Here is a 26,123-nt window from a genome sequence, read left to right as displayed (position 1 = left end):
TCGTACGCTGTAAAAATTGAAAACTTGCACTGCATCTTACCCGACCTGATCAGTCTTATTTATACCAAAGAAATTATCTTCAATGATCAAATCACTGAAATCAATAACGATCTAAATTATAATGAGAAGTGAAAAGAAAACATTGACTTGGTAGGTGAAGATACTGATGATCCGGACACAGAAAGTAAGACTTTATCCTAATCGTCATATGAAAAAGGTGCTCGATAGCCTTTGTGATTATCGGCGATACTGCTGGAATGAGGGGCTGGCTACTTGGAATGACATGTATGACTTACGTACGCTTGATTCAAGTAGTCCCCCTCCCAGTGCTTATTCAGTTCGGAATGAATTAGTTGCGAATAAAGCTGATTGGCAGTATGAGTTATCAGCACGTACGCTACAACTAGCGATTGCTGATCTAGGAACGGCTTGGCAGAATTTTTTTGATAAGGCACAACCTGATTGGGGAAAACCCACTTTCAAATCAAAAAAAGCTGCTCGACAAGGATTCAAAACTGACCGAGCTAAAATTATCGCTGGTAAGCTTCGTTTGGATAAACCACATGGCGTTAAGGATTGGTATGACATCAGGATTAGTCAACACGTTGATTTATCAGGTGTACTTAAGTTGGTCAGTGTTTACCGTGAAAACGGTAAATACTGGGCCAGTCTTCCCTTCGAAGTTGAACTTGATGTCAAGCCAAAAACTGGTGATAGTTCAGCTGTTGATGTGAATGTTGGTCATTTGAATTACACGGCTGGCGTTATTAACACCTTGCCGAAACGATTACGTAAGCTGTATCAGCGAATCAAGTTTTACCAAAAGCAATTAGCTCATAAGCGAGTCATGAATGGGAATAAGGCAACTAAAAGTACTAATTACGTTGCAATAAGAGCCAAATTACAGCGTGATTATCGCAAAGTTGCCAATATCCAGCATGACATCATGCAAAAATTCACGACAAAACTTGTCAATAATTACGACAAAATCGTGATTGAAGACCTATCCGTTAAAGCGATGCAGATGAGCCACGTTGCTTCTAAAGGTTTGCAACGGTCAATGTTTGGCTACTTCCGGCAAATATTAAGCTATAAGTGTGACTGGTACGGTAAAGAGCTTATTCTGGCAGATCACCAGTATCCTTCAACACAGCGTTGTTCAAAGTGTGGTCATATCAAAGTTGGGAACGATAAAATCACGTTACAAGGTAATTGCGCACATCAGACTAAGCATAATGAATATGTTTGTTATAACTGTGGCGCAATAATGGATCGTGACGAAAATGCTGTTTCCAACTTACTAGATTTAATCTAAAAAATAGTAACTTAACGGGGCTGGCTAAAGTCCTTAAGCTGTCATAGTTGGTCAATGTGATTACTCCCTATGGAATATCGGGACACCGACGTTATAACGGTAGCAAGCAAAAATCAAGAAAGGAAATATGCAACCTTTCTAAATGTAGAAATCAGTAATATTTTTCTATATTTCTCCATATTTTGCATAGCAGCACAATAATTTTGTCAGAAAAAATTTTAACATCATCTGATGTACATTTATTTTATGGAAAAAAAGAAGCACTAAACGGGATTAACCTCGATTTCAACAAGAATGAAATCACAGCCTTAATCGGTCCATCAGGATGTGGAAAGTCAACTTATCTTAGATGTTTGAATCGGATGAACGACTTAATTCCGAATGTAACGATAACTGGAACGATATCTTTGAATGGTAAAAACATCTATGCGCCCAATATTGATACGGTTGAATTGCGAAAACAAGTTGGAATGGTTTTTCAACAACCAAACCCATTTCCTTTCTCAATTTATGATAATGTAATATTGCGGATGAAGATTATCCTAACCAAGGTTAATTGATAAATTTGTTAATATGTAGTATATTTTTCGAACAAGTTGAGGTGATAATACATGAAAAATAGAATCACAAGATCCAGTACTGATCGGATGCTTGCCGGTGTTTGTGGAGGCTTAGGAGAGTACTTTGGGGTTGACTCAACTTGGATTCGCCTAGCTTTTGTCTTCTTATTGCCATTCACATATTTTCTACCGGTATTAGTTTATGTAATATGCGTCTTTTCTTTCCCAGAAAAGCGTAATATTCAGAGAACTAGTTCGTATCGAGGCAGAAGACGTCTCAAGGCTAAGTCTTCCAAAAAATATTACTGACTCAAAAGAGAGTTAAATGAGGGTATAAAATGAAGTTTTTAATCAGATTGGTGATACAAACGTTGTTGTTCTTAGCAATTGCGCGTTTATTACCGGGTATGTTTCAAATTGATAGTTTAGGGACGGCCATTGTCGCAAGCTTGGTATTGGTCTTTCTAAATTGGACTATCAAACCATTGTTGCATATCATTTCTCTACCAATCACGTTTATTACTTTTGGTCTATTTTCCTTCGTGATAAATGCGATTACCTTGGAATTAACTTCAGTATTAGTCGGATCATCAAGTTTTCACTTTAATGGTTTTGGCTCAGCTTTAGTGGTTGCTGTTATTCTAGCAATCTGCAATTCCATTATTAACAGCTATACCATGGACAATTTTCAAAGGCGCGTCTAGAACGCGTTTTTTTTGTCTTTATAATTTGGTGGGTATTGAAGGATTGTCGCCGGAGGGCGCGAGGGATGGAGTTCGCTGTGGGACCGGCTCGAGCCAAAGAGCGGTCTCGACCCTCGCTTTTGAGCCGAAGTTCGCGTCTCAAAAGACGTCCTGTTATGTAAGACTGGAAAACCGCCAGCCTAACATAACTATCACTGCTGAACTCCATCCCTCGCGCCCTCCGGCTCTGGGTTTACTACGGACTAAAAAAATGTTCTTGAGGCTATTTGAATTCTTGATGTATATCATTTTTTATTATGTATTGGCGATGTTTAATAGAAGTAGTTTATTAAAATATTTTTTGTTCGCCAATATTTTTTGTTGACTGATAAATCAAAATATTTAATTGCTAAACAAGTTTCTAAATAAATTAGCCTCCGGGTGTCAGTAATGTAGCCTGCAGTGAAGGTGGCGTTAGAGCTTTAGCTCTTACACCACAGGACGAATTTTGAAATTCGCGGGTTTTGCGAAGTTCAAAATCGAGGTTCGAGACCGTACTTTGGCTCGAACCGGTCCTCACAGCGGCTACATTACTGACACCCGGAGGCGGCACCGCACCACAAAGATTCAGATTTAAGTTTCAACCTAAGTTATTAATGATAAAATTGGTATAAAAATAGATTTAGTGAGGGTTGGCTATGACAAATTTTGTTACTGTATCTCAAATGGTAAAAGATAATGAACTAAAAGTTTATAATGACGAAGCTTTGATGAACAACAAGAAGGTCACAACGAGTGATATTTCTCGTCCCGGAATTGAATTGACTGGTTACTTTGATTACTATCCTAGTGAGCGTATTCAATTGTTTGGGCAAACTGAGTCTGCATATTCACGTTCAATGACTGCTAATAACCGTTACAAGGTTATGTTGGAATTATGTCGTGAAGATACACCGGCACTTTTAATTTCTCGTAATATTCAACCTAGTGAGGAATTACTGAAGGCTGCCAGTGAGCATAAGGTGCCTGTCATTGGTTCTGAGTTGCCAACAACTAGACTTTCAAGTATGATCACCGAATATTTGGATGAAAACTTAGCTCCTAGAGAGTCAATTCATGGGGTTTTAGTCGACGTTTATGGTATCGGGATTTTGCTAACTGGTCACTCTGGTATTGGTAAAAGTGAAACTGCTTTGGAATTGATTAAGCGTGGTCACCGTTTGATTGCTGATGATCGTGTCGATGTTTACCAACGTGATGAAAAAACTATCGTGGGTGAAGCACCTAAGATTCTCAATCATTTGCTAGAAATTCGTGGTATTGGTATTATCGATGTCATGAACCTCTTTGGTGCTGGTGCCGTTCGTTCACAAAGTGAGATTCAATTGATTATCAATTTGGAAAACTGGTCAGCTGATAAGAACTACGATCGAATCGGTACTTTGGAAGATAAAAGAACATTCTTTGACGTTGATGTGCCACAAATTACTGTTCCTGTTAAAGTTGGTCGTAATATTTCTATCATTATCGAAGTCGCTGCCATGAACTATCGTGCTAAGAAGATGGGTTATGACGCTACTAAGAAGTTTGAAGATAACTTAGGATTATTGATTAAAGAAAATGAAGAAAAAACAAAGAATGACGAAGAAGGTAAGTAATGAGTTTATTAGCATTAAATCCGATTGCGTTTGATCTGGGGGGATTACAAATTCATTGGTACGGCGTCATCATTGCTTTGGGTGCCTTAGTAGGTGTTCTGATGGCGATGCGTGAAGCCAAACGTAAACACATGGATCCTGATAATATCTTGGATCTCGTCTTGTGGGGCGTTCCAATTGCTTTAGTCGGTGCAAGGTTATACTATGTAATCTTTGAACTACCATTCTATCTGGCTAACCCCGGTGAGATTATCAAAATTTGGCATGGTGGAATCGCTATTTATGGTGGTTTGATTGCGGCGTTTATCGTCTTGCTAGTTTTGTGTCGCAAGCGGAAGATTTCGCCATGGTTGATGTTAGATATTGCTGCTCCATCAGTTCTTTTAGGCCAAATTGTTGGTCGTTGGGGTAACTTTATGAATCAAGAAGCCTTTGGTGCTAAAACCACTTTGAGCTTTCTACAATCGCTACATATTCCACATTTTATTGTCGAACAAATGTATATCAATGGCGCTTATCGTCAACCAACTTTCTTGTATGAATCAGTTGGAAATTTGATTGGATTAGTGCTGATTTTGGTTTTGCGTAATAGAAAGCATCTGCTTAAACGTGGGGAAGTATTCTTAAGCTATTTGATTTGGTATCCAGCAGTTAGATTTTTCGTTGAAGGTATGCGAACGGATAGTTTGTACATTTTACCTGGCGTAAGAGTTTCACAAGTACTTTCATTAGTATTATTTGTAGTAGCAATCACCTTGTTCATTTATCGTCGAAAGAAACAAAATGAACCTTGGTATAATGAATTGTGAGCAACTTAATTGCCAAGTTAAAAATAAATGGTAATATTTGTTGAGTAATTAGGAGGTAATCGACGATGAAAACATATGATGTAGTAGTTATTGGAGCAGGTCCTGGTGGTTTAACCGCCGCCCTCTATGCTTCACGTGCTAACTTATCAGTAATGATTCTTGATCGTGGTATCTACGGTGGTCAAATGAATAACACCGCTGCGATCGAAAACTATCCAGGATTTGATTCAATTCTCGGACCAGACTTGAGTGAAAGGATGTACAAATCTTCAACTCAATTTGGTGCTGACTTTGGCTATGGTGCCGTTGAATCCGTTGAGGATAAGGGGAATGTTAAAATCATCCATACTGATGATGGCGACTACGAAACAAAAGTTTTAATCATTGCAACTGGTTCACAATATAAGAAGATTGGCGTACCTGGCGAGGATGAACTCTCAGGACGTGGTGTTTCTTACTGTGCCGTCTGTGATGGTGCATTCTTTAAAGGCCAAGACGTTGCCGTTATTGGTGGTGGCGATTCAGCCGTTGAAGAAGGTATTTATTTAACACAATTAGCTAAATCTGTAACAATTATTCACCGTCGTGATCAACTACGTGCTCAAAAGATTTTGCAAGACCGTGCATTTAAGAATGACAAGATTAAGTTCGTTTGGAATGCTGACGTTAAGGAAATCACGAGCGAAGATGACAAAGTTGCTGGTGTCAGATATATTGACAAAGAAACTGGTGAAGAACATGTCGTACCAGCTAAAGGTGCCTTTATCTATGTTGGTATCGACCCAATGACAACACCATTCAAGGATCTTGGTATTCTTGATGAAGCTGGCTGGATCAATACAAATGAACATATGGAAACTAAAGTACCTGGTATTTTGGCTGTCGGCGACGTTAGAAAGAAAGATCTTCGTCAAATTGCTACAGCTGTTGGTGAGGGTGGTATCGCTGGACAACAAGCATTCAGTTATATCCAAGAACTCTCTGATGACAAAGTTTCAACTAAGTAATTAGTTTAATAATATGTGGTGCTAGTTAAGTATCCTGTCTACAGAGCTGGGAAATATTTCCCAGCTCTGTAGACTAATTTAATCGTTATTAATTGAATATATAAGTATTCAGATGCTTTAATATTTGGTACGTTTTTGATACTGAAATATAGGCGAGTATTGATAATGGATTATAAACTAGGCACCGTACATTTTAATAATAAAAGTAAATTGAGGATTATATGATAAGGCGATTGCTGCCTTTGTCATATAATCCTTTTTTATTAATTAAATTATGACTAATTGTCTAATTATTGAAAAGATAATTGTTGAAATTTGATTCCATTGCGTATATGTTTAAATATATAATGAACTTAAAAAGTCAGGAAGTGATTCTTATGCGCGAAGTAGCAGATAAAAACTTGAACCAATTAATGCACGAATCAGGTTTCAACATTGCGAAAAATCTGAAGCAACTCAGACGTGAAAGAAACGTAACTCAAAAAGAAGTGGCTCAACATTTGAATATTGATGTTACGACTTTGTCTCACTATGAGACTGGTATCCGTATGCCAGATATCGACACTTTGATTGCCTTGGCTAGATACTACGATACCGATATCAACAGAATCATTAGTAGCGAATCTTAATAATTTGAATATTTGAAAATAGAACTTTAAGGATATTTTAAATATTTATTGTTAAAGTTGCTAAATCAAATTTTAATAGTACTTCATGATTGCTATAATAGATGTAAGTACTTACAAATTAGGAGGATAATTCTAATGACTTGGCAAGATAATATGCAACAATGGCTTGATTATAAGGATTTAGATCCAGATATGAAAGAGCAACTAAACGAAATTAAAAAGGACGATAAAGTCGCTGAAGAAGCATTTTACGCACCTATGGAATTTGGTACTGCTGGTATGCGTGGCTTGATTGGTCCTGGTATTAACCGGATGAACATTTACACAGTTCGTCAAGCAACCGAAGGTTTAGCTTCATTTATGGACACTTTAGACGATAAAGTTAAAACTCAAGGTGTCGCCATCAGTTATGATTCACGTTACTATTCTCAAGATTTTGCTTATGAATCAGCCAAAGTTTTGGGAGCTCACAATATTCACAGTTTCGTATTCGATAGTTTGAGACCTACTCCTGAATTATCCTTTGCTGTAAGAAGCCTACACACATATGCAGGAATTATGATTACAGCCAGCCATAATCCTAAGCAATATAATGGTTTCAAAATCTATGGACCAGATGGCGGTCAAATGCCACCAGCTGAATCAGATAACATTACTAACTTTGCTCGTAAAGCTAGTGACCTCTTTGCTATCAAGGTAAAAGCTGTTCAAAAGTTAAGAGCTGAAAAATTGCTTACTTTGATTGGTGAAGATGTCGATATTGATTATATGAAGAACCTCGAAACAGTTATCGTAAATCCTAAGTTGATTGAAGAATATGCCGATAAAATGAAGTTTGTTTACTCACCACTTCACGGTACAGGTAAGATGATTGCCCCACGTATTTTCCAACAATTAGGATTTAAGAATTTCAACATGGTAACTGAGCAAGCTATCCTTGATCCAGAGTTTGCTACAACACCTTTCCCTAATCCAGAATTTGCCCAAACTTTCGACCTCGCTATTGAACGTGGTAAAAAGATTGGTGCCAACATTCTGATTGCAACCGATCCTGATGCTGATAGATTAGGTGCTGCTGTTAGACAACCTGATGGTTCTTATAAACTAATGACAGGTAATCAAATTGCTTCAGTTCTTTTGAATTACTTATTACATGCTAAGAAGAACTTGAATGCATTGCCTACTAACGGAGCAGTTGTTAAGTCAATCGTTTCATCTGAATTGGCTACGGCAATCGCTGATAAATATGATATTAAGATGTTCGATGTTTTGACAGGATTCAAGTATATTGCTGAAAAGATTGAACAATTTGAAGAAACAGGTAGCAACGAATTCCTATTCGGTTTTGAAGAAAGTTATGGATATCTAGTTAAACCATTTGTTCGTGATAAGGATGCCATGCAATCAACACTTTTGTTGGCTGAAGCAGCTGCTTACTATGAATCAAAAGGTAAGACAATCTACGATGCACTCGAAGACCTTTATAAGGAATTTGGCTATTATCGTGAAAAGACTATTTCTAAGACATTTGCTGGTATCTCAGGAAAAGATAAGATGGCTCAAATCATGAAGACACTTCGTGAAGAGGGGATCGACGAAATCAATGGTGTTAAAGTCGTTGAATCAATCGATTACTTGAATGATACCGATACAACAGCAGCTGGTACTAAAGAAACAGGTTTACCAAAGGCTAATGTATTGAAGTACGTTTTAGCTGACGATACTTGGGTAGCTGCTAGACCTTCTGGTACAGAACCTAAGATGAAGTTCTATATTGGTGTTAAAGGCGATACTGAAGATGGAGCTGCTACAAAGCTGGAAGAATTCGGTAAAGAAATCGAAGGCTGGGAATAGTTTTTCCTAATTAAGGAATAAGGGTGTAAAAACCTTTGTTCCTTTTTTTGTATTGAAGTATGTCGCCGAAGGGCGAAACGGATGAAGTTCGCTGTGGACCGGTGCAAGCCTTGCGTCTCGCGCCTCGATTTTGAGCTTTGCAAGGTTCGCAAATCTCAAAAGTCGTAGTGGAGTAAGGACTAAAGTCCTAACGCCACTCCCACTGCTGAACTTCATCCGTTTCGCCCTCCGGCTAGGTTGGTTTAAATATTTAGTTTGTTAAGTATTCCTTGATTATATTTGGCTTGTTGTAAGTTGAATTTGATTTTAAATATATTACGGATAATTCCAGATCTTTTTGGAGTTATCTTTTTTTATTTAATTTTATAAAACATAAAATCTATTCCGCTAAAACAATGATCAAAATTGATTGTCATTATTTAGAATAATAGATTCCCAATGAACAGATACATTAGTCGGAGGTTGTCAGAAATATAGTCAGCAGTGGAGGTGGCGTTAGAGCTTTAGCTCTTACACCACGGGACGAGTTTTGAGACGCGGTTTTCGGCTCAAAATCGAGGTTCGAGACCGTACTTTGGCTCGGGCCGGTCCCCACAGCAGACTATATTTCTGACAACCGGAGTCATAACTATAACCAACAAAATAAACGTTTTGTCTCAACATTGTGTGTAACATGGTTTTCCTATCTGCGATATAATATTTTCATGTAGTTTGTGAAAAGAGGAAATCAATTTGCTGACAAATCAACATTTAGTAATTATTTCACTTGATGCTTTAGGGTTTCGTGATATCAATGAACATCAGAGTGAATTACCAACTTTAAATAAATTAGTTAACGGTGGAACTTGGGTCAAAGAGGTCAAGGGTATTTACCCAACTTTGACGTATCCATCACACACAACAATCATCACGGGGCAATATCCTAGTGTCCACGGAATTGTCAATAATACTAAGATTCAGCCAGAACGTCGCTCACCGGATTGGTTCTGGTATCAAAAGGATGTCAGATCGCCAACGTTATATGATTTGGCTAGAAAGCAGAAGTTAACTACGGCGGCTTTTTTGTGGCCTGTGACTGCTGGTAGTAAGATTACTTATAACTTGGCTGAAATTTTTCCTAATCGCATTTGGACTAATCAAGTGTTGGTTTCAATGCGTGCTAGTTCACCATTATTTATTTTAGAAATGAATAATAAGTATGGAAAACTTCGTAACGGTATTAGACAGCCAGAATTGGATGATTTCATTACAGCCTGTGCAGTTGATACGATTAAGAATAAAAAGCCGAATTTAACGCTGTTACATTTGGTCGATATGGACAGTATGCGTCACCGTTATGGCGTTCGTTCGGATGAAGCGATGGAAGCCTTGCATCGATTAGACAATCATGTTTCGCAAATTATCAAGGCAACTAAGGAAGCTGGGACGTTTGACGACACCAACTTTGTTATCTTAGGAGACCACTATCAAATTAACGTTGATCGCATGATACATTTGAATACTATGTTTGCTAAACGTGGCTGGTTGACTGCTAAATCTGACCAAACCTTTAAGAAGAATTGGCAAGTTATGGCTAAGACTTGCGACGGTAGTACATATATTTATACGAAAGATTTCGGTCAAATTGATCGATTACGTGATTTGATTTCTGGCGTTGAAGGGGTCGAAAAAATCCATTCCGGTCAGGAAGCGGCCCAGCGAGGTGCCGATCCTAAATGTACTTTGATGGTTGAAGCCAAAGCAGGGTATTATTTCACTGATGAAAGTGACCGTGCACAAGTTGTGGAAAAAGTTTTGCCAGATATGATGGGGGATGCTGACCGTTATCGAGGCGTTCATGGTTATGATCCAGACAAGCCTGGTTATAAGACGACCATGATTTTCAACGGACCAATGATTAAAGAAAACAACACAGTTGAGAAGGCTGATTTAGTTGATGAAGCACCAACTTTTGCGAAATTATTAGGATTAAAGTTCCTCGAGCCTTTGGCAGGTTCCGCAATTGACGATGTTTTTGTAGATTAGGATTGAGGGATGATATGGGATTTAATAAAAAGCAGTGGAGTTGGATTTTTTATGATTGGGCAAACTCAGGTTATGGAATAATTGTCACGACAGCCGTTTTGCCAGTTTATTTTAAATCCGTAGCTCAAAATGCAGGCGTTACACAAGCGAACGCTACAGCTTATTGGGGTTATGCAAATAGTTTTGGAACATTGATAGTTTCAGTTATGGCACCAGTTCTAGGAGCTTTAGCTGATTATCCACATCACAAGAAGCGCCTACTGAGTACATTTTCATTTCTAGGTATCGTTATGACGCTGGGATTGGCACTTTTACCACCAAATCAGTGGCAGTTATTACTGGCTGTGTATATCCTGTCGATAATTGGGTATTCTGGGGGAAACCTCTTTTATGACAGTTTCTTAACTGATGTGGCGGACAATAAAAGAATGGATTCGTTGTCATCAAATGGTTACGCATACGGATATTTAGGTGGCGTGATCGCATTCATTCTCTTCTTAGTTTTGCAATTAACTAGTGGTTTTGGAATGTTATCAAGTTACGGCGTAGCGAGATGGAGTTTTCTACTGGCAGCGTTATGGTGGATAATTTTCTTCATTCCACTTTTGAAAAATGTACAACAAGTTTATTCATTACCAGAAAATCCGCATCCGATAACCTCGAGTTTCAAACGGGTCTGGGCAACAGTGACACATTTGCGAAAGTATAAAGCAGCAGCTTGGTTTTTAATTGCGTACTTCTTTTACATAGACGGTGTCGATACGATTTTTACAATGGCGACATCAATCGGGATGGATATGGGAATCACCACGACAACCTTGATGATTGTCTTACTAGTCGTTCAATTAGTAGCCTTTCCGTTCTCCATTCTGTATGGCTGGATTGCCAATCATTTTTCAGCAAGAAAAGGTATTTTACTAGCAATTATTTTATACTTTGGAATTTGTCTATATGCCTTGAAACTGACAACAACAGTCGATTTCTGGATTTTGGCAGTCTTAGTCGGAACCAGTCAAGGTGGAATACAAGCCTTGAGTAGATCGTACTTTGGTAAGCTAATCCCCAAAGAATCGGGTAGCGAGTTCTTCGGATTCTATAATATTTTAGGAAAATTTTCAGCAGTCATGGGTCCAGTATTAGTCGGAATCGTGACACAGATAACAGGCAAATCAACAATAGGTGCAGCATCGTTGAGCATTTTGTTCTTGATAGGTTTGGTGATTTTCTTGATGTTACCTCGATTAACTGCGGAGAAATGATGACCTTTAAGTCTCTTTGAATGGATAGATAAATATTTGTTGTGTTGACATTTCAATCGACAATTTATTTATAGAATCAGAAATTCTCATACTTTTATTGGATTCAAAAAACAAATTAGTTGGAAGAGCTGAGAGTATTCATCAGCAGCGAAAGTGGCGTTATGGCTTTAGCCATTACACCACCGGGCGTGTTGGAGACTTGCCGGTTTTGCAAGGCTTCAACCGAGGTTCGAGACCGTTCTTTGGCTCGGGCCGTTCCGCGCAGCAGATGAATACTCTCAGCTCTGGAAACGGCAAAATTAAACATTTTAATCAATAAGTAAAAATATGGCGAAAATATGTTCGCTATGGTAATATAGAGCCAGCGAAATAAGCCGGTATTAATTACATCTAATTCATAACAAAATTAGATGTATTTTTTAGCTTAAAGAGGGGGTAAGTCGTCTGTGATAGATAGAATTACTGATAATAAGTTTGATTTAGTTTCAAAATATGCTCCTGCTGGTGACCAAGCACAGGCAATTGAGACAATTGACAAGGATTTCAAGGCTGGTGACAAAGAAGTCATTTTGGAAGGTGCCACTGGTACTGGTAAGACCTTTACAATGGCCAACGTCATTAAAGATTTGAATAAACCAACGTTGATTATTTCACATAATAAAACTTTGGCAGGTCAATTATATGGTGAGATGAAAGAGTTTTTCCCCAATAATGCTGTTGAATACTTTGTTAGTTATTATGATTACTATCAACCAGAGGCTTATGTGCCTTCTAGTGATACTTATATTGAAAAAGATTCTAGTATTAACGATGAAATTGATAAGTTGCGTCACTCGGCAACAAGTTCACTTTTGGAACGTAACGATGTAATTGTGATTGCCTCAGTTTCATGTATCTTTGGTTTAGGTGATCCAAGAGAATACGCGGACAGTATTATTTCATTGCGTGTCGGCGAACAAATTGCCCGTGATAAATTATTAGAAGAATTAGTCGAAAATCAATTTGAACGTAACGATATTGACTTCCAACGTGGTAGATTTCGTGTGCGTGGCGATGTTGTGGATATCTTCCCAGCTTCACGTGACGATAATGCCATTCGTGTGGAATTTTTTGGTGATGAAATTGATCGAATTATCGAAATGGATGCTTTAACAGGTGAAGTTAAAGGTTCAATGGATCATATCGGAATTTTTCCAGCAACTCACTTTATGATTAGTGATTCTAAGATGGAAGAAGCACTCACTCGAATTCAAGATGAGATGGATGTTCAAGTTAAGAAATTTACTGAAGAGGGTAAGTTACTTGAGGCTCAACGAATCAAGCAACGTACTGAATATGATATCGAAATGATGCGTGAGATGGGTTATACATCTGGTATCGAAAATTATTCACGTCACATGGAAGGACGAGCTGAAGGTGAACCACCATTTACTTTGCTCGACTTCTTCCCCAAAGATTTCAATATTATGATTGATGAATCACACGTTACTATGCCACAAATTCGTGGTATGTATAATGGTGACCGTGCTAGAAAGCAACAATTAGTTGACTATGGTTTCCGTTTGCCAAGTGCTTTGGACAACCGTCCTTTGAAATTGGAAGAGTTTGAAAAACATGTTAACCGCATTCTCTATGTTTCAGCTACACCTGGTCCTTACGAACTAGAGCGGACTGATCACAAAGCGGAACAAATTATTCGTCCAACTGGTTTGCTCGATCCGAAGATTGAAGTCCGTCCAATTATGGGACAGATTGATGATTTAGTTGGTGAAATCAATGATCGTGTTGAAAAGCATGAGCGTGTCTTTGTCACGACTTTGACCAAGAAGATGGCTGAAGATTTGACCGATTACTTCAAGGATTTAGGTATCAAAGTTCGTTATCTCCACAGTGATATCAAGACGTTGGAGCGTTCCAAGATTATCCGTGATTTACGTTTGGGTAAATTCGATGTCTTGATTGGTATCAACTTATTGCGTGAAGGTATTGATGTGCCCGAAGTTTCCTTGATTGCCATTTTGGATGCTGACAAGGAAGGCTTCTTGAGAGCTGAACGTTCATTGGTTCAAATCATCGGACGTGCTTCTCGTAATGAACATGGTAAAGTTATCATGTATGCAGACTCAGTGACCGATTCGATGAAGGGTGCTATTGATGCAACTGCTCGTCGTCGTAAGTTACAAGAGAAATTCAATGAGGAACATGGAATCACGCCAACAACCATCGTTAAACCAATCAGAGATGCAATTTCAATGTTCCAGAAGGTTGATAACAGCTCATCCGAAACAGAAAAGATCAATGATGATATTGACTTCAAGGATATGACTAAGAAAGAACGTGAAGAACTCTTAGCCAACTTGAAAGAACAGATGGAAAATGCCGCCAAGAAGCTCGATTTCGAGGCAGCTGCCAACTTGCGTGATTCGATTTTGGAATTAAAGGCGGAAATGAAATAAATATGTTAAATGATAAGATTGTTATTCATGGAGCACGTGCTCACAATTTAAAGGATATTGATGTCACTATTCCACGTGATAAATTGGTTGTCATGACTGGTCTATCAGGTTCAGGAAAGAGTTCGTTGGCATTCGATACACTTTATGCTGAAGGTCAAAGACGTTATGTGGAAAGTTTATCTTCATATGCACGTCAATTTTTAGGTCAAATGGATAAGCCGGATGTCGATTCGATTGATGGTTTGAGTCCTGCTATTTCAATTGATCAAAAGACCACTTCAAAGAACCCTCGTTCAACTGTTGGTACAGTTACCGAAATTAACGATTATTTGCGTTTGTTATGGGCTCGTGTAGGAACTCCAATTTGTCCAAATGATGGGACTAAGATCACTAGTCAATCAGCGCAACAGATGGTTGATGCTATCTTGAAATTGGATGATGGTACAAAACTACAGATTCTTTCACCAGTTGTTCGTGCTAAACGTGGTCAACATAAGAAAGCTTTGGCACAAATCAAGAAACAAGGTTATGTCAGAATTCGAGTTGACGGTGAAGTCCGTGATATCGGTGAGGATATTGAATTAGATAAGAATAAGAAGCATGATATTGACGTTGTTGTTGACCGTATCGTAATCAATGACCATATCAAGTCACGTTTGTTTGATTCTGTCGAAGCTGCCTTACGTCTATCGGACGGTTACATGAATGTTGATGTAATTGGTCAAGATATGATGGTTTTCTCAGAAAAGAATGCTTGTCCAATTTGTGGATTTACTGTTGGTGAACTAGAACCTCGTTTGTTCTCATTCAATGCACCATTTGGCGCTTGTGATAACTGTGATGGTCTAGGAATGAAGCTTGAAGTCGATATGGATTTGGTTATTCCTGATCCAAGTAAGACTTTGGCTGAAGGGGCAATCGAACCCTGGAATCCTATTAGTTCGCAGTATTATCCAGAAATGTTAGCTCAAGCAGCTAAAGAATTTAAGATTGATATGAATACTCCTTTTGAGAAATTATCTGAAAAGGCACAAAATATCGTCTTGAATGGTTCTGATGGCAAGAATTTCCACTTCCACTATGAGAATGATTTCGGTAGTGTCAGGGATGTTGATGTACCTTTTGAAGGGGTTGTCCCTAACATCAACCGTCGTTATCACGAAACTAACAGTGATTTCACACGTGAAGTTATGCGTAAGTATATGACTGAATTGACTTGCCCTGTTTGTCACGGCAAACGTTTGAACCGTCAGGCTTTGGCTGTCAAAATTAGTGGCAAAGATATCGCCGATGTTTCAGAAATGTCAATTAAGGATGAACTTCCATTCTTCAAAGCTGTTGTTTTGGGTGAACAAAATACTGTAATTGCCAAGCCTATTTTGAAGGAAGTTAAGGACCGCCTTAGCTTCTTGATTAACGTTGGTTTGGAATACTTGTCACTTTCCCGATCAGCCGGAACACTTTCTGGTGGTGAAGCTCAACGTATTCGTTTGGCAACTCAGATTGGTTCTAACTTGTCAGGTGTTATGTACATTTTGGATGAACCATCAATTGGTTTGCATCAACGTGATAATGATCGTTTGATCAGTTCATTGAAGAAAATGCGTGACCTTGGGAATACTTTAATTGTCGTTGAACATGATGAAGACACGATGCGTGCCGCTGATTATTTGATTGACGTTGGCCCGGGTGCTGGTGAAGCTGGTGGTAGAATTGTCGCTGCCGGAACACCTGCAGAAGTCGAAAAGAACCCTAAATCTTTGACGGGACAATATTTAGCTGGTAAGAAATTTGTACCAGTACCATTGGAACGTCGTAAGGGTAGCGGTGATTTTGTCGAAGTTTATGGTGCCGCTGAAAATAACTTGAAGAACCTTAATGTTAAATTTCCATTAGGTAAATTTATCGTTGTGACTGGTGTTTCAGGTTCTGGTAAATCAACCTTGGTTAATATGATTTTGAAACGTGCATTGGCTCAAAAGATGAATCATAATTCTGAGAAACCTGGTAAGTATAAGAAGATTACTGGGTACGAAAATCTTGAAAAGATGATTGCCATTGACCAAAGTCCAATCGGTAGAACACCTAGAAGTAATCCAGCCACATATACTGGTGTTTTTGATGATGTGCGTGATCTCTTCTCACAAACTAATGAAGCTAAGCTACGTGGCTACAAGAAGGGTAGATTCTCATTCAATGTTAAAGGTGGTCGTTGTGAAAATTGTCACGGTGACGGAATCATTAAGATTGAAATGAATTTCTTGCCTGACGTTTACGTTCCTTGTGAAGTTTGTCATGGTACACGTTATAATTCTGAAACTTTGGAAGTTACTTATAAGGGCAAGAACATTGCGCAAGTCTTGGATATGAAAGTTAAAGAAGCACTCGACTTCTTCAGCAATATCCCTAAGATTAGACGTAAGTTGCAGACAATCGTTGATGTCGGTTTAGGTTACGTTTCACTCGGACAATCAGCCACACAATTATCTGGTGGTGAAGCTCAACGTATGAAGTTAGCTTCTGAATTGTATAAGAAATCTAATGGTAAGAACTTCTATATCTTGGATGAACCAACAACTGGTTTACATACCGATGATATTAAACGTCTGTTGGAAGTTCTCCAACGCTTAGTCGATGAAGGTAATACTGTCTTGGTTATTGAACATAACTTGGATGTCGTTAAGTCAGCAGACTGGTTGATTGATTTAGGACCAGAAGGTGGCGAAGGCGGCGGTACGATTGTTGGTACTGGTACACCTGAGAAGATTGTTAAAGTTAAAGAAAGTTATACAGGTCAATATTTGAAGCCTGTCTTAGTGCGTGATACGAAGCGTACTAAAGATGCTGAAAAAAATAGTAAATAAAAAAATCTCCCAATTCTAAAAATGAATTGAGAGATTTTTTACTCTTGTTTCCAATTATGTTTGTCCAAACTGTTGATGAAAAATGATAGTATTACAAAAATAATTCCGATTATATATACCCAATGTAGGCCAGTATAAAGAACTTGTCTCAGGTCAGGCAACAGGTTTTTCGGTAATTGATCGGCAGTTCTGGGATTAATCAATTTGTTCATCATCGAAAGCGTTGTGCCCGGATGACTTTTTAATCCATGCTGCATACCGATATTTAAAATGATTCCAAATATTGAAACCATTAATGTTTGACCAATTGTTCGACCTAGTGTATTGAATGAAGTTGCGACTCCAACGTTCTTTTCAGCTACTAAATGTTGAGAAGTAACTGTCGTTGTTGTCATTGCGATTCCAAATCCAAAGCCACTGATGGCTGTAATTAAGAAAAACCAACCGAATTTGGTTGTGATTGGTAGTAAGGCAAACCATGTACCGGCAACAAAAATAAAACTTAGACTGAAATAAAGAATATGGCGTGGGGTCCACTTTGCTAATAGATAGCTGGTTACGAATGAACCGATGATCCAAAATATTGAACTAGGTGTAAGTGCAAATCCTGCAAAAGATGCCGGAACTCCCAAGATACCCTGTGCCCAAGTAGGTACGTAAACACTAATAGACATCAAGTATCCATTAATCAGTGCAGCAATTACGTTTTGAATAATGAATGGTCGATTCTGAAATAGCTTTAGTGAAATGACAGGATTTGTAGCTCGACTTTCACGCTTAATAAATTGCCAAAGGCTAATAATACTGATCAGTAATTCGAATAAAACAATTCCCCAATTTATAATGGCATTACTAAGACTTTGAAAACTAAGCATTAAACCCAACAAACACAACATTAACCAAAAACTACCAGGATAGTCGATTTTTTCATGTTTATTATGTTTAGGTTCATGTAAAAATATTTGGAAAAGAAACATAGTTATAATTCCAATCGGCACATTGATAAAAAAAATCCAATGCCAACTTAGTTTATCAATGATAATACCACCGATTAGAGGTGCCAGAACCGCGGCAATCCCCCATGCAGAATTATTGATTCCTAAAACTTGAGCTCTTTTTTCGTAAGTATAGATATCCGCAATAATGGTCATTGATACCGGAAGTAAAGCTCCAGCACCAATCCCTTGAACCGCTCGCCAGAAAATTAAGATAGGCATATTGTTGGCTAAGCCACTCATAGCTGAGCCAACAATAAAAATAGCTAGACCAACTTGAATGACAGGTTTGCGGCCGACTAAGTCTGCTAATTTCCCGTAAATGGGTGTAACCATTGCTGTTGTTAATAAATAAATTGAGAAGACCCAGTTCATTAAGGAAACACCGTGAAGTTCCCCAACAATTGTTGGTAAAGCTGTGGAAACGATTGTGCCTTCAACAGCACTAACAAATGTTGCAGCGTAAATTGCAATAGTGACCGCAATTACGTTTGTTTTTGATTGTGACATGTTTTTCACACTCCCCGCAAAATTAAAGTGGCACAACGGTGACTATGTTAGCACTGCTAAACTTTTCTCGCTAGAATAAAAGGGGGACTGTGACATAACTATTTTTGTCTTAAATACGCAGCATAAACGTGCGACAAAACATAACTTTTTCCGCTTAAAACAAATATGGACTGTAATCCAAAATCGGATTACAGTCCATATTTGCCTTAATGCTCGAAAGTTGACCATGTTTTGTCACACTCTCGTATTTTAATCATTTCTAATATTTATTCTTCATTAACTGATTGTAAGTAAACCAATTGGTCAGTGGAAATTTGTTCATATAAAGCACTACCAAGTTCAGTACTGAATTCCTTAGTCGCAATCTTGGATTGAATGTAGTTATTTTCTTGTTGAAAGGCTTCAATCAAGAGTTCATTTTGTTCGTCTTTGAAATTCTCGTCCTCAACAAAACTACGGGTTAATCGACGGTGTCTTTCATCATATGCACGGCGTACTAGGTTGATTTCACGACTATTTTCGTGGTTGTTAACTAGACTTTGTGCTAAATAACTTGTGATTCTTTCGAAAGGTTTCTTCTCCGTAATCGCCATTTGTTGCCACATTTGGCGATTGCGTTTGATCATATCGGAGCGGTTGTCAGCTTGATGATGTTTCATTTGATGAAAGATTTTACGGCGTTTACGAGCTTTTTTGCTAGGTGAAAATCTCTCTAAAATACCAAAGCGAACAGCTAATGTGAACCTTTGCCAATCTGTCTGTTGATATTGAACGATTGTCCGTTTTGCCACACGCATATATAGGTTAGCGTTTAATTCATCAATCTCATTATTTTCTAACATTTCGTTGATAGCTTGTTGTTCCAATTCGAAACAGTTGTCAAAGATGATATTTAGCTTAGCTTTGTCAATATGTCCTTCAATGGTTCTTTGACCATCAAGAATGTTGATAACTTGACTAGTGTTAACATCTTGTCCGTGTTGAGTTTGAAGCGAGACGATGGCATTATCAACCATCTCTATTTTGGCGTGAGCTAATTCTTCTTCGCTGTATTTATTGACTTGTTGAGGTAATAGGAAAGGCAAGACGAATGTTGGGACCAATAAACTGGTTAAAATAACTATCGCGGCCACGAAGATAATATCGGTTCGATAAGGGAAAGGTTGACCATTCAATTTCAGTGGCAATGAGAAAGCCATCGCTAAAGTAATGGTTCCATGAACTCCGCTCAGAGCCATGATAGTACTGTTAGCCTGCTTTTCTTTTTTATCCCAAGCACGAATACGTGCCAAATCTAAAACGGTCCACAAGTAACGTAAGGCGGTCATGATGGCATATAGTAAAATACCAATGCCCAAAAGGATGGCGACTGAGCTGGTATTGCGTTCGTGCAAGTCAATAATTACTTTTGGCAATGATAAGCCTAGTAGGACAAAGACGATTCCATTTAAAATACTGGAGACGATTTGCCAAGTACTAGTCATAACAATTTGTAATCGTGAACTGGTTAGGCGCAGACGATTTTGCTGAATGCCGTGCATTAAACCAGTAACAACGACTGCCAGAATTCCAGAAACACCGACAGCTTCGGCTATTAGGTAGACGACAAATGGTGTTAAGAGTGTAAAAGGCACCATGACTGAAGGCGTGTCGACGTGCATATTGATCAGGCGCAATCTTAATGCAACGATAAATGCACCCAGAATTCCGCCGAGGATAATTCCTCCGAAAAAGACATACATGAAGTTGCCGATTCCGTTTAAGAGTGAAAATTGACCAGTCACCGCAGCTCCAATCGCTAAATTTAGAGCCACGATACCAGATGCATCGTTGAATAGCGACTCATTTTCCAAAGTTCCCATAACTTCGGTTGGGACTAACATGTTGCTAGTAATTGAACCGACTGCCACGGCATCGGTTGGGGTGATGATGGCTCCCAATGCAAAAGCCAGTGCTAGTGGCATGCTGGTAATGAGTGAGTGGGTTATGAATCCGACAATTAAGATTGAAATAATTGCCAGTTCGACCGATAGTGAAAAAGTTGTTCCAAATTGGTGTGTTAAACGTGAAAGGCTGGTGTGCTGACCATCGTTAAACATTAACACTGAGATAATTACTAATAAGAACACCTCAGGTTCTAGTTCAAAGTGACTATAAATAGGTATAAATGACAAAACTAATCCGGCTGCAATCTGAATGAATGCAATCGGAATTTTCGAGAATTTTCCTGAAATGATATTGGCGACTACTACAGCCGCAAGCAATAAGAGAATTAAAAAGACCGTCTCCATATAATGCCCCCTTTGACGTTCTTTATTGTATCGTAAATGGGTGAAAAAAATTATCTTTATCTTTTAAATTACAAAACTGACACGCCAGGGATGTTGTGTTATGCTTATATGCGAATGTGAGGTGCAATATGGCAGAAGATATGCTTAGTTTGGTCATTGTTACCGGAATGAGTGGCGCTGGTAAAACTGTTGCCATGCAATCCTTTGAAGATTTAGGATATTTTTGTATTGATAACATGCCGCCTAACTTGCTTCCCAAATTCTGGGAGTTAGTTCACGAATCTGGCACAATCAAAAAGGTAGCACTAGTTGTAGATATTAGATCACGTTCATTTTATGATGAGATTTTTTCTATGCTCTCAAAAGTGGATGAAGATGAACAAGAAGAACAACAAAAGGTTGATATGAAGATTCTCTTCCTGAATGCTTCCGATGAAGAATTGGTTTCTCGTTACAAAGAGACCCGTCGCAGTCATCCGTTAGCTATGGAAGGCCGTTTGTTGGATGGTATTCAAAAGGAAAGAGAATTGTTATCTGAAATTAGAGGACGTGCTTCAGTTGAAATTGATACGACTGATTTAACTCCTCGTCAACTTCGTGAAGAAATTTTTGATAATTTCCAAGAGAGTTCAGTCGTTCCAACTTTCCATATTGAAGTATTATCATTTGGTTTCAAATATGGATTGCCAATTGACGCTGATATTGTCATGGATGTGAGATTTTTGAGAAATCCGTTCTACATTAAAGAGTTGAAGACTCAAACTGGAATGGATAAACCAGTCTATGATTACGTCATGGATGATGATGAAACTCAGAATTTTTATAATAAATTTTATGGTTTGTTGAAAGATATAGTTCCCGGTTATGAAAAAGAAGGGAAAACTAGTTTAACGATTGCAATTGGCTGTACTGGTGGTCAACATCGTTCCGTTGCAATTGCCCAACGACTTGGTATGGATTTGAAGAAGAAGTACTATGTCGATATTACTCACCGTGACATGGAAAAATCGCAAAAGAAGGTAATCGAACATGGCAACAAATAGGATAGTTCGGGTTGTTAAAGGACGTCGTCCAAGAGTTGTAGTTATAGGTGGGGGTACTGGTTTACCAGTTGTATTAAACAGTTTAAGAAACATGGACGCTAATATTACCGCAATTGTTACCGTAGCCGATGATGGGGGATCATCTGGTATCATTCGTGACTATATCAACGTTGTCCCTCCTGGGGATATTCGAAACGTTTTAGCATCTCTTTCAGATTTACCTAAAGTGGACTTAGATGTCTTCCAATATCGTTTTAGAACCAATGACGATTTCTTCTCAGGTCATGCGATTGGAAATCTCATCATCGCTGCTTTAACGGAAATGTCACCTAATATTTTTGACGCCGTACAAGAACTATCTAAAATGATGCACGTTGATGGTCATGTTTACCCAGCTAGCAATACCAAGTTGACATTGCATGCTGAGTTTACTGATGGAACAAAACTCGCTGGAGAGCACGAAATCACGCACTCTGGTAAGCATGTTAAACGAGTTTGGGTCACAAATTCAGATGAACCAGAAGAGGAACCAAAGTCAGTTATTTCAGTTATTGCTTCAATTATGCAAGCTGATGTCGTTGTCTTGGGTCCTGGTAGTTTGTTCACAAGTATTTTGCCTAATTTGATGATCAGCGATATCGGTGAGGCAGTTAAGAAAACATCTGCCGAGGTCGTTTATATTTGTAACATCATGACACAGATTGGTGAAACTGAAGGCTTTACTGATGCTGATCACGTCAAGGTTTTGAATGAACATTTGGGCGGTAACTTTATCGATACTGTCCTAGTTAATACGAGAAAAATCCCTGAGGGATATATGGATCATAAGAAGTATGACGAGTATGTCAATCAGGTACAAACAGATTTTGAAGATTTACGAGACATGGGCTGCAAAGTTATCCAAGATGACTTCTTGTCATTGCACGATAAAGGTGCTTTCCATGATGGAGAAAAGGTTGCCAAGGAAATTATTAATCTATCCTTGCAATCTGGAAATAGAAAAAATGAGGTGAGACGTTAGTGGTTTCTTACGCAAGTGAGGTCAAACAGGAACTCACAAAGTTAGTCGTCCATCCAGAACATGCTCGAGTAGAATTATCAGCATTGTTACGAATGAATGGCTCATTAAGCATACAAAATCATCACTTCGTCTTAACCGCACAAACTGAGAACGCTGCAATTGCCAGAAGAATTTTTTCTTTGATAAAGCAAAAGTATGGTATGGAATCAGAATTGCTTGTGCGTAAAAAGATGAAATTGAAGAAAAATAATCAATATCTAGTTCGGTTGAAACATGATACCAACAAAGTTTTGACGGACTTAGATATTTTGGATGAATCTGGCCTATCGATCAATACCGATGTACCAGAAGAAGTATTGACAGAAGATCAAAGGATGCGTTCATACCTTCGTGGAGCCTTTTTGGCTACCGGAAGTGTTAATAATCCGGAGACTTCCAGATATCATTTGGAGATTTATTCATTATACGAAACTCATAATGAGGGAATCGCTCAGATGATGAATTACTTCCATTTGAACGCTCGGACAACGAAACGTCGGAATGGTTATATCGTTTACTTGAAGGAAGCTGAAAAAATTGCGGACTTCTTGCAGGTGATCGGTGCTACTAATTCGATGTTGAAGTTTGAGGATATTAGAATTGTTCGTGATATGAGAAATTCAGTTAATCGTTTGGTTAATTGCGAGAACGCTAATATCAATAAGACTGTAGCTGCTGCCGAACGTCAAATTGAAAATATTAAACATTTACAAGCTACAGTTGGTTTGGATTCTCTACCTGATAAATTACGTGAGATTGCGGTCTTGCGTTTGGAAAATCCCGAAGTTTCTTTGAAGGAATTAGGCGATATGGTTCCTAGTGGACCTATTTCAAAGTCAGGTATCAATCATCGTTTGAGAAAGTTGAACGAACTGGCTGAGTCAGCTTAAGTATGCCGTTTCCAGAGCTGAGAGTATTCATCTGCTGCGCGGAACGGCCCGAGCCAAAGAGCGGTCTCGAACCTCGGTTGAAGCCTTACCAAAAAACGGTAAGTCTCCAACACGCCCGGTGGTGTAACGGCTAAAACCATAACGCCACTTTCGCTGCTGATGAATACTCTCAGCTCTTCCAACTGATTTTTTAGTTAAATTAAATTATCACTGAATTGTTACGACAATGGCTATGTTGGATTTTTGTCATGCAGTCTTCAGTAATTTAAAATAAAAATGAGTCGATAATCTTTTTATGATTATCGGCTCATTTTTTTTTACATTCTTAATTGTTTAATAGTTGGAAATAATAATACGATTACCAAAGCGAAGAACAGTGTAAATGATAACCAAATCAACGGACGATAAAGTGTTGGCTGAATTTGAATTATTTTATAACTTACTCGCTTGTAGGCATGTTGATTGTTGATATTGATAAAACCAGTGCTGTCAATTTTGAACGGAACTAATTTGCCATTGGATGTGATGCGATAGTTTAGTGTTCGATAACCGAAGACTGGCAATTTGATATTTCCTTTGGGAACATTTGATGCAGTTAAAGTTAATGAATTAGCTGTTGTCGAATGTTCTAATGGAATATCACGTTGTTCGGTGACAGCCAAGTGGTGAGAAATTAAGTATGAAACTTGCGGATCCAAACTAGCACCATCTGATCCTTTTTGGACGGGAACGGAATTGGGAGCGTAGTCTGGGATTAATGTTCGCATGAGTTTGTCACTGTTGATACCAGTTGAAGTGACTTTGGCATTGGCATTCAATGGGACGACTGTTTTGGAATATTGAGTGACGATGGGACTGTTAGAAGTTTTGTGATATTGGTCGTGGAAAGCCGTCTGGACTGACATTATGTATGATAGAACGACCATGCTGACGAAAATGATTCGTGTGCGTTTCTGATTGAAATTAATTAGGACTAAAACTAGTGGAATCATGCCCAAGAAGGGAGCAAAGCGCCAGTTTGCATATTGAAAGGTATTGATGATTGGCAGTTTACTGAATAAATTCCAAGGGATGATATTAGTACTGAATAAAATTAATGCCAGTTCAACATAAAACCATGGTAATAATTGCTTGAGTTTATCTTTTTTGAGACCAACTATGGTGATGACTAGCAGGATAATTGCCGTTATAGAGATAGTTGATTTAGCGTTCCAACGAGTCGTCATAAATAACGTCCAAATTGGCTCACTGATAACGTGACCCTTACCAAATGGTGCCAGTAAGCCGGTTTTAGAAATCCGGATAAGCCGATAAATTATCGGTAGACAGAGGACAACTGTTAAAAAAGCGGCGATGATTAAGTTTAACCAGGCTAAGTAATTCTTTTTAATAATCGTTTCAATGATTAAGAAGATACTAGCGATTATTGTGATAGCAACAGCACTTAGCAGGTGAGAATTGATGACAATAGTCATTAATAATGCTGTTTTGATAATTAAAGGTGGATCGATTTTATCACTTTCAATTGCATCTTTAAGTGTAAAAAGCAATGGAAAAGCGAAAATCATAACGATCGCCGTACCGGTTTGCATTTCACTAGTTAAATCTTTAATGGCTGAACCTGATAGGACAAAAATTGATGCGGCTAAAACGGCGTTACGACTGTCAAAACGCTTGTTTAAGGAAATGAATGAAACGATAAATGTTAAAGCATAAATTAACGTTTTAATCGCAATTTGTTGATGGATTGGTGTTAAGAAATTTGTTATCCAAACAAAGGGCCAGAGCGTAAAATCAGGATACATGCCATTGACGGCTTGTCCAGTGTTGAAGAAAGTATTGAAATTGACCCAGCTTGGCAGTGAATGTTGCTGAAAAGCCAGTCTGATTTCATAAATACGCTGGGAATGAAAGTATGTATCATACATGGAGACCATGTAATTAAAGTGGAATTGCCACAGTGTCCATGCTAATAAAACTACGAAAAATAATAGGGTAATAAAAATAGTTTGTAGAGCGGGTTTATTCTTTGAATTCAAAATTTCCCCTCCTAAATAAAATAGATAATCCAGAAGTTAATTATACTTCACTTAGGTTGATTGAAGAAATAGCTCCTTTCTCGTTGCCAACTATTTTTTTAATTTTCTTTTAAAACAATCCAATCTTAAGTAAACAAAAAAGTCAGATATTTTCCGTTTGGAATTTATCTGACTTT

At 38.3% G+C, this 26,123-nt stretch carries 19 protein-coding genes and 1 pseudogene; 17 read left to right on the top strand and 3 right to left on the bottom strand.

Annotated elements, in window-relative coordinates; all coding sequences use genetic code 11:
* Positions 1 to 166 precede the first annotated feature (166 nt).
* The 14 genes and pseudogenes from JP39_RS08040 (at position 167) to uvrA (ending at position 17,119) form a co-directional block, all read left to right on the top strand.
* Positions 167 to 1,315 carry an RNA-guided endonuclease InsQ/TnpB family protein gene (locus tag JP39_RS08040; RefSeq protein ID WP_041501714.1) on the top strand — a complete coding sequence of 383 codons (1,149 nt, stop codon included), beginning with the start codon at positions 167 to 169 and terminating at the stop codon, positions 1,313 to 1,315.
* 203 nt (positions 1,316 to 1,518) lie between these two features.
* Positions 1,519 to 1,854 (top strand): annotated as a pseudogene (locus JP39_RS08035) (phosphate ABC transporter ATP-binding protein); the annotation flags it as partial.
* Between the two features lie 72 nt (positions 1,855 to 1,926).
* Positions 1,927 to 2,184 carry a PspC domain-containing protein gene (locus tag JP39_RS12495; protein ID WP_082330671.1) on the top strand — a complete coding sequence of 86 codons (258 nt, stop codon included), beginning with the start codon at positions 1,927 to 1,929 and terminating at the stop codon, positions 2,182 to 2,184.
* A gap of 29 nt (positions 2,185 to 2,213) precedes the next feature.
* Positions 2,214 to 2,579, top strand: coding sequence for a phage holin family protein (locus tag JP39_RS08030; RefSeq protein ID WP_041501717.1), 366 nt, complete (start codon positions 2,214 to 2,216; stop codon positions 2,577 to 2,579).
* A gap of 677 nt (positions 2,580 to 3,256) precedes the next feature.
* A complete protein-coding gene (hprK, locus tag JP39_RS08025) occupies positions 3,257 to 4,216 on the top strand; it encodes an HPr(Ser) kinase/phosphatase (RefSeq protein ID WP_041501718.1) in 960 nt (319 codons plus the stop codon).
* On the top strand, positions 4,216 to 5,025 hold the full coding sequence (gene lgt, locus JP39_RS08020) for a prolipoprotein diacylglyceryl transferase (RefSeq protein WP_041501719.1): 810 nt from the start codon (positions 4,216 to 4,218) through the stop codon (positions 5,023 to 5,025). Before hprK ends, lgt begins: the two co-directional genes overlap by 1 nt.
* A gap of 65 nt (positions 5,026 to 5,090) precedes the next feature.
* Positions 5,091 to 6,032: a thioredoxin-disulfide reductase gene (gene trxB / locus JP39_RS08015; RefSeq protein WP_041501720.1), complete on the top strand. Its 942-nt coding sequence runs from the start codon at positions 5,091 to 5,093 to the stop codon at positions 6,030 to 6,032.
* Between the two features lie 377 nt (positions 6,033 to 6,409).
* Positions 6,410 to 6,661, top strand: a complete 252-nt coding sequence (locus JP39_RS08010) for a helix-turn-helix domain-containing protein (RefSeq protein ID WP_048698728.1) — start codon at positions 6,410 to 6,412, stop codon at positions 6,659 to 6,661.
* 135 nt (positions 6,662 to 6,796) lie between these two features.
* Positions 6,797 to 8,515: a phospho-sugar mutase gene (locus JP39_RS08005; RefSeq protein WP_041501721.1), complete on the top strand. Its 1,719-nt coding sequence runs from the start codon at positions 6,797 to 6,799 to the stop codon at positions 8,513 to 8,515.
* A gap of 732 nt (positions 8,516 to 9,247) precedes the next feature.
* Complete coding sequence (locus tag JP39_RS07995; RefSeq protein WP_041501723.1) at positions 9,248 to 10,540, top strand: alkaline phosphatase family protein; 1,293 nt, start codon at positions 9,248 to 9,250, stop codon at positions 10,538 to 10,540.
* A 14-nt stretch (positions 10,541 to 10,554) separates the two neighbouring features.
* On the top strand, positions 10,555 to 11,799 hold the full coding sequence (locus tag JP39_RS07990; RefSeq protein ID WP_041501724.1) for an MFS transporter: 1,245 nt from the start codon (positions 10,555 to 10,557) through the stop codon (positions 11,797 to 11,799).
* 97 nt (positions 11,800 to 11,896) lie between these two features.
* Entirely contained in the window at positions 11,897 to 12,118 is a 222-nt protein-coding gene (locus JP39_RS12680) for a hypothetical protein (protein ID WP_169751875.1), read from the top strand.
* 127 nt (positions 12,119 to 12,245) lie between these two features.
* Positions 12,246 to 14,255, top strand: a complete 2,010-nt coding sequence (gene uvrB / locus JP39_RS07985) for an excinuclease ABC subunit UvrB (RefSeq protein WP_041501725.1) — start codon at positions 12,246 to 12,248, stop codon at positions 14,253 to 14,255.
* A 2-nt stretch (positions 14,256 to 14,257) separates the two neighbouring features.
* Positions 14,258 to 17,119, top strand: coding sequence for an excinuclease ABC subunit UvrA (gene uvrA, locus JP39_RS07980; RefSeq protein WP_041501726.1), 2,862 nt, complete (start codon positions 14,258 to 14,260; stop codon positions 17,117 to 17,119).
* Between the two features lie 38 nt (positions 17,120 to 17,157).
* Here the strand turns inward: uvrA and JP39_RS07975 are convergent, their stop codons facing one another.
* On the bottom strand, positions 17,158 to 18,624 hold the full coding sequence (locus tag JP39_RS07975; protein ID WP_041501727.1) for an MDR family MFS transporter: 1,467 nt from the start codon (positions 18,622 to 18,624) through the stop codon (positions 17,158 to 17,160).
* A 266-nt stretch (positions 18,625 to 18,890) separates the two neighbouring features.
* Entirely contained in the window at positions 18,891 to 20,915 is a 2,025-nt protein-coding gene (locus JP39_RS07970; protein ID WP_041501728.1) for a cation:proton antiporter, read from the bottom strand.
* Positions 20,916 to 21,043: 128 nt separating this feature from the next.
* On the opposite strand from JP39_RS07970, the gene rapZ reads away from it, so the two are divergent.
* From rapZ to whiA, 3 genes are read left to right on the top strand one after another with little or no spacing between them, the layout of a single operon-like run.
* Positions 21,044 to 21,958: an RNase adapter RapZ gene (rapZ, locus tag JP39_RS07965; protein WP_041501729.1), complete on the top strand. Its 915-nt coding sequence runs from the start codon at positions 21,044 to 21,046 to the stop codon at positions 21,956 to 21,958.
* Positions 21,945 to 22,979, top strand: a complete 1,035-nt coding sequence (locus JP39_RS07960; protein WP_041501730.1) for a gluconeogenesis factor YvcK family protein — start codon at positions 21,945 to 21,947, stop codon at positions 22,977 to 22,979. The genes rapZ and JP39_RS07960 overlap by 14 nt, the downstream gene beginning before the upstream one ends.
* The gene (gene whiA / locus JP39_RS07955; protein WP_041501731.1) at positions 22,979 to 23,908 is read left to right on the top strand and encodes a DNA-binding protein WhiA; all 930 of its coding nucleotides are present in this window, start codon (positions 22,979 to 22,981) and stop codon (positions 23,906 to 23,908) included. Before JP39_RS07960 ends, whiA begins: the two co-directional genes overlap by 1 nt.
* Positions 23,909 to 24,225: 317 nt before the next feature.
* Here whiA and JP39_RS07950 read toward each other — a convergent pair whose 3' ends face one another.
* Positions 24,226 to 25,947 carry a hypothetical protein gene (locus tag JP39_RS07950; RefSeq protein WP_041501732.1) on the bottom strand — a complete coding sequence of 574 codons (1,722 nt, stop codon included), beginning with the start codon at positions 25,945 to 25,947 and terminating at the stop codon, positions 24,226 to 24,228.
* Positions 25,948 to 26,123 lie beyond the last annotated feature (176 nt).

This window comes from Companilactobacillus heilongjiangensis (genome assembly GCF_000831645.3).
Lineage (GTDB): Bacteria > Bacillota > Bacilli > Lactobacillales > Lactobacillaceae > Companilactobacillus > Companilactobacillus heilongjiangensis.
This window is presented reverse-complemented; position numbering and strand designations above follow the sequence as displayed.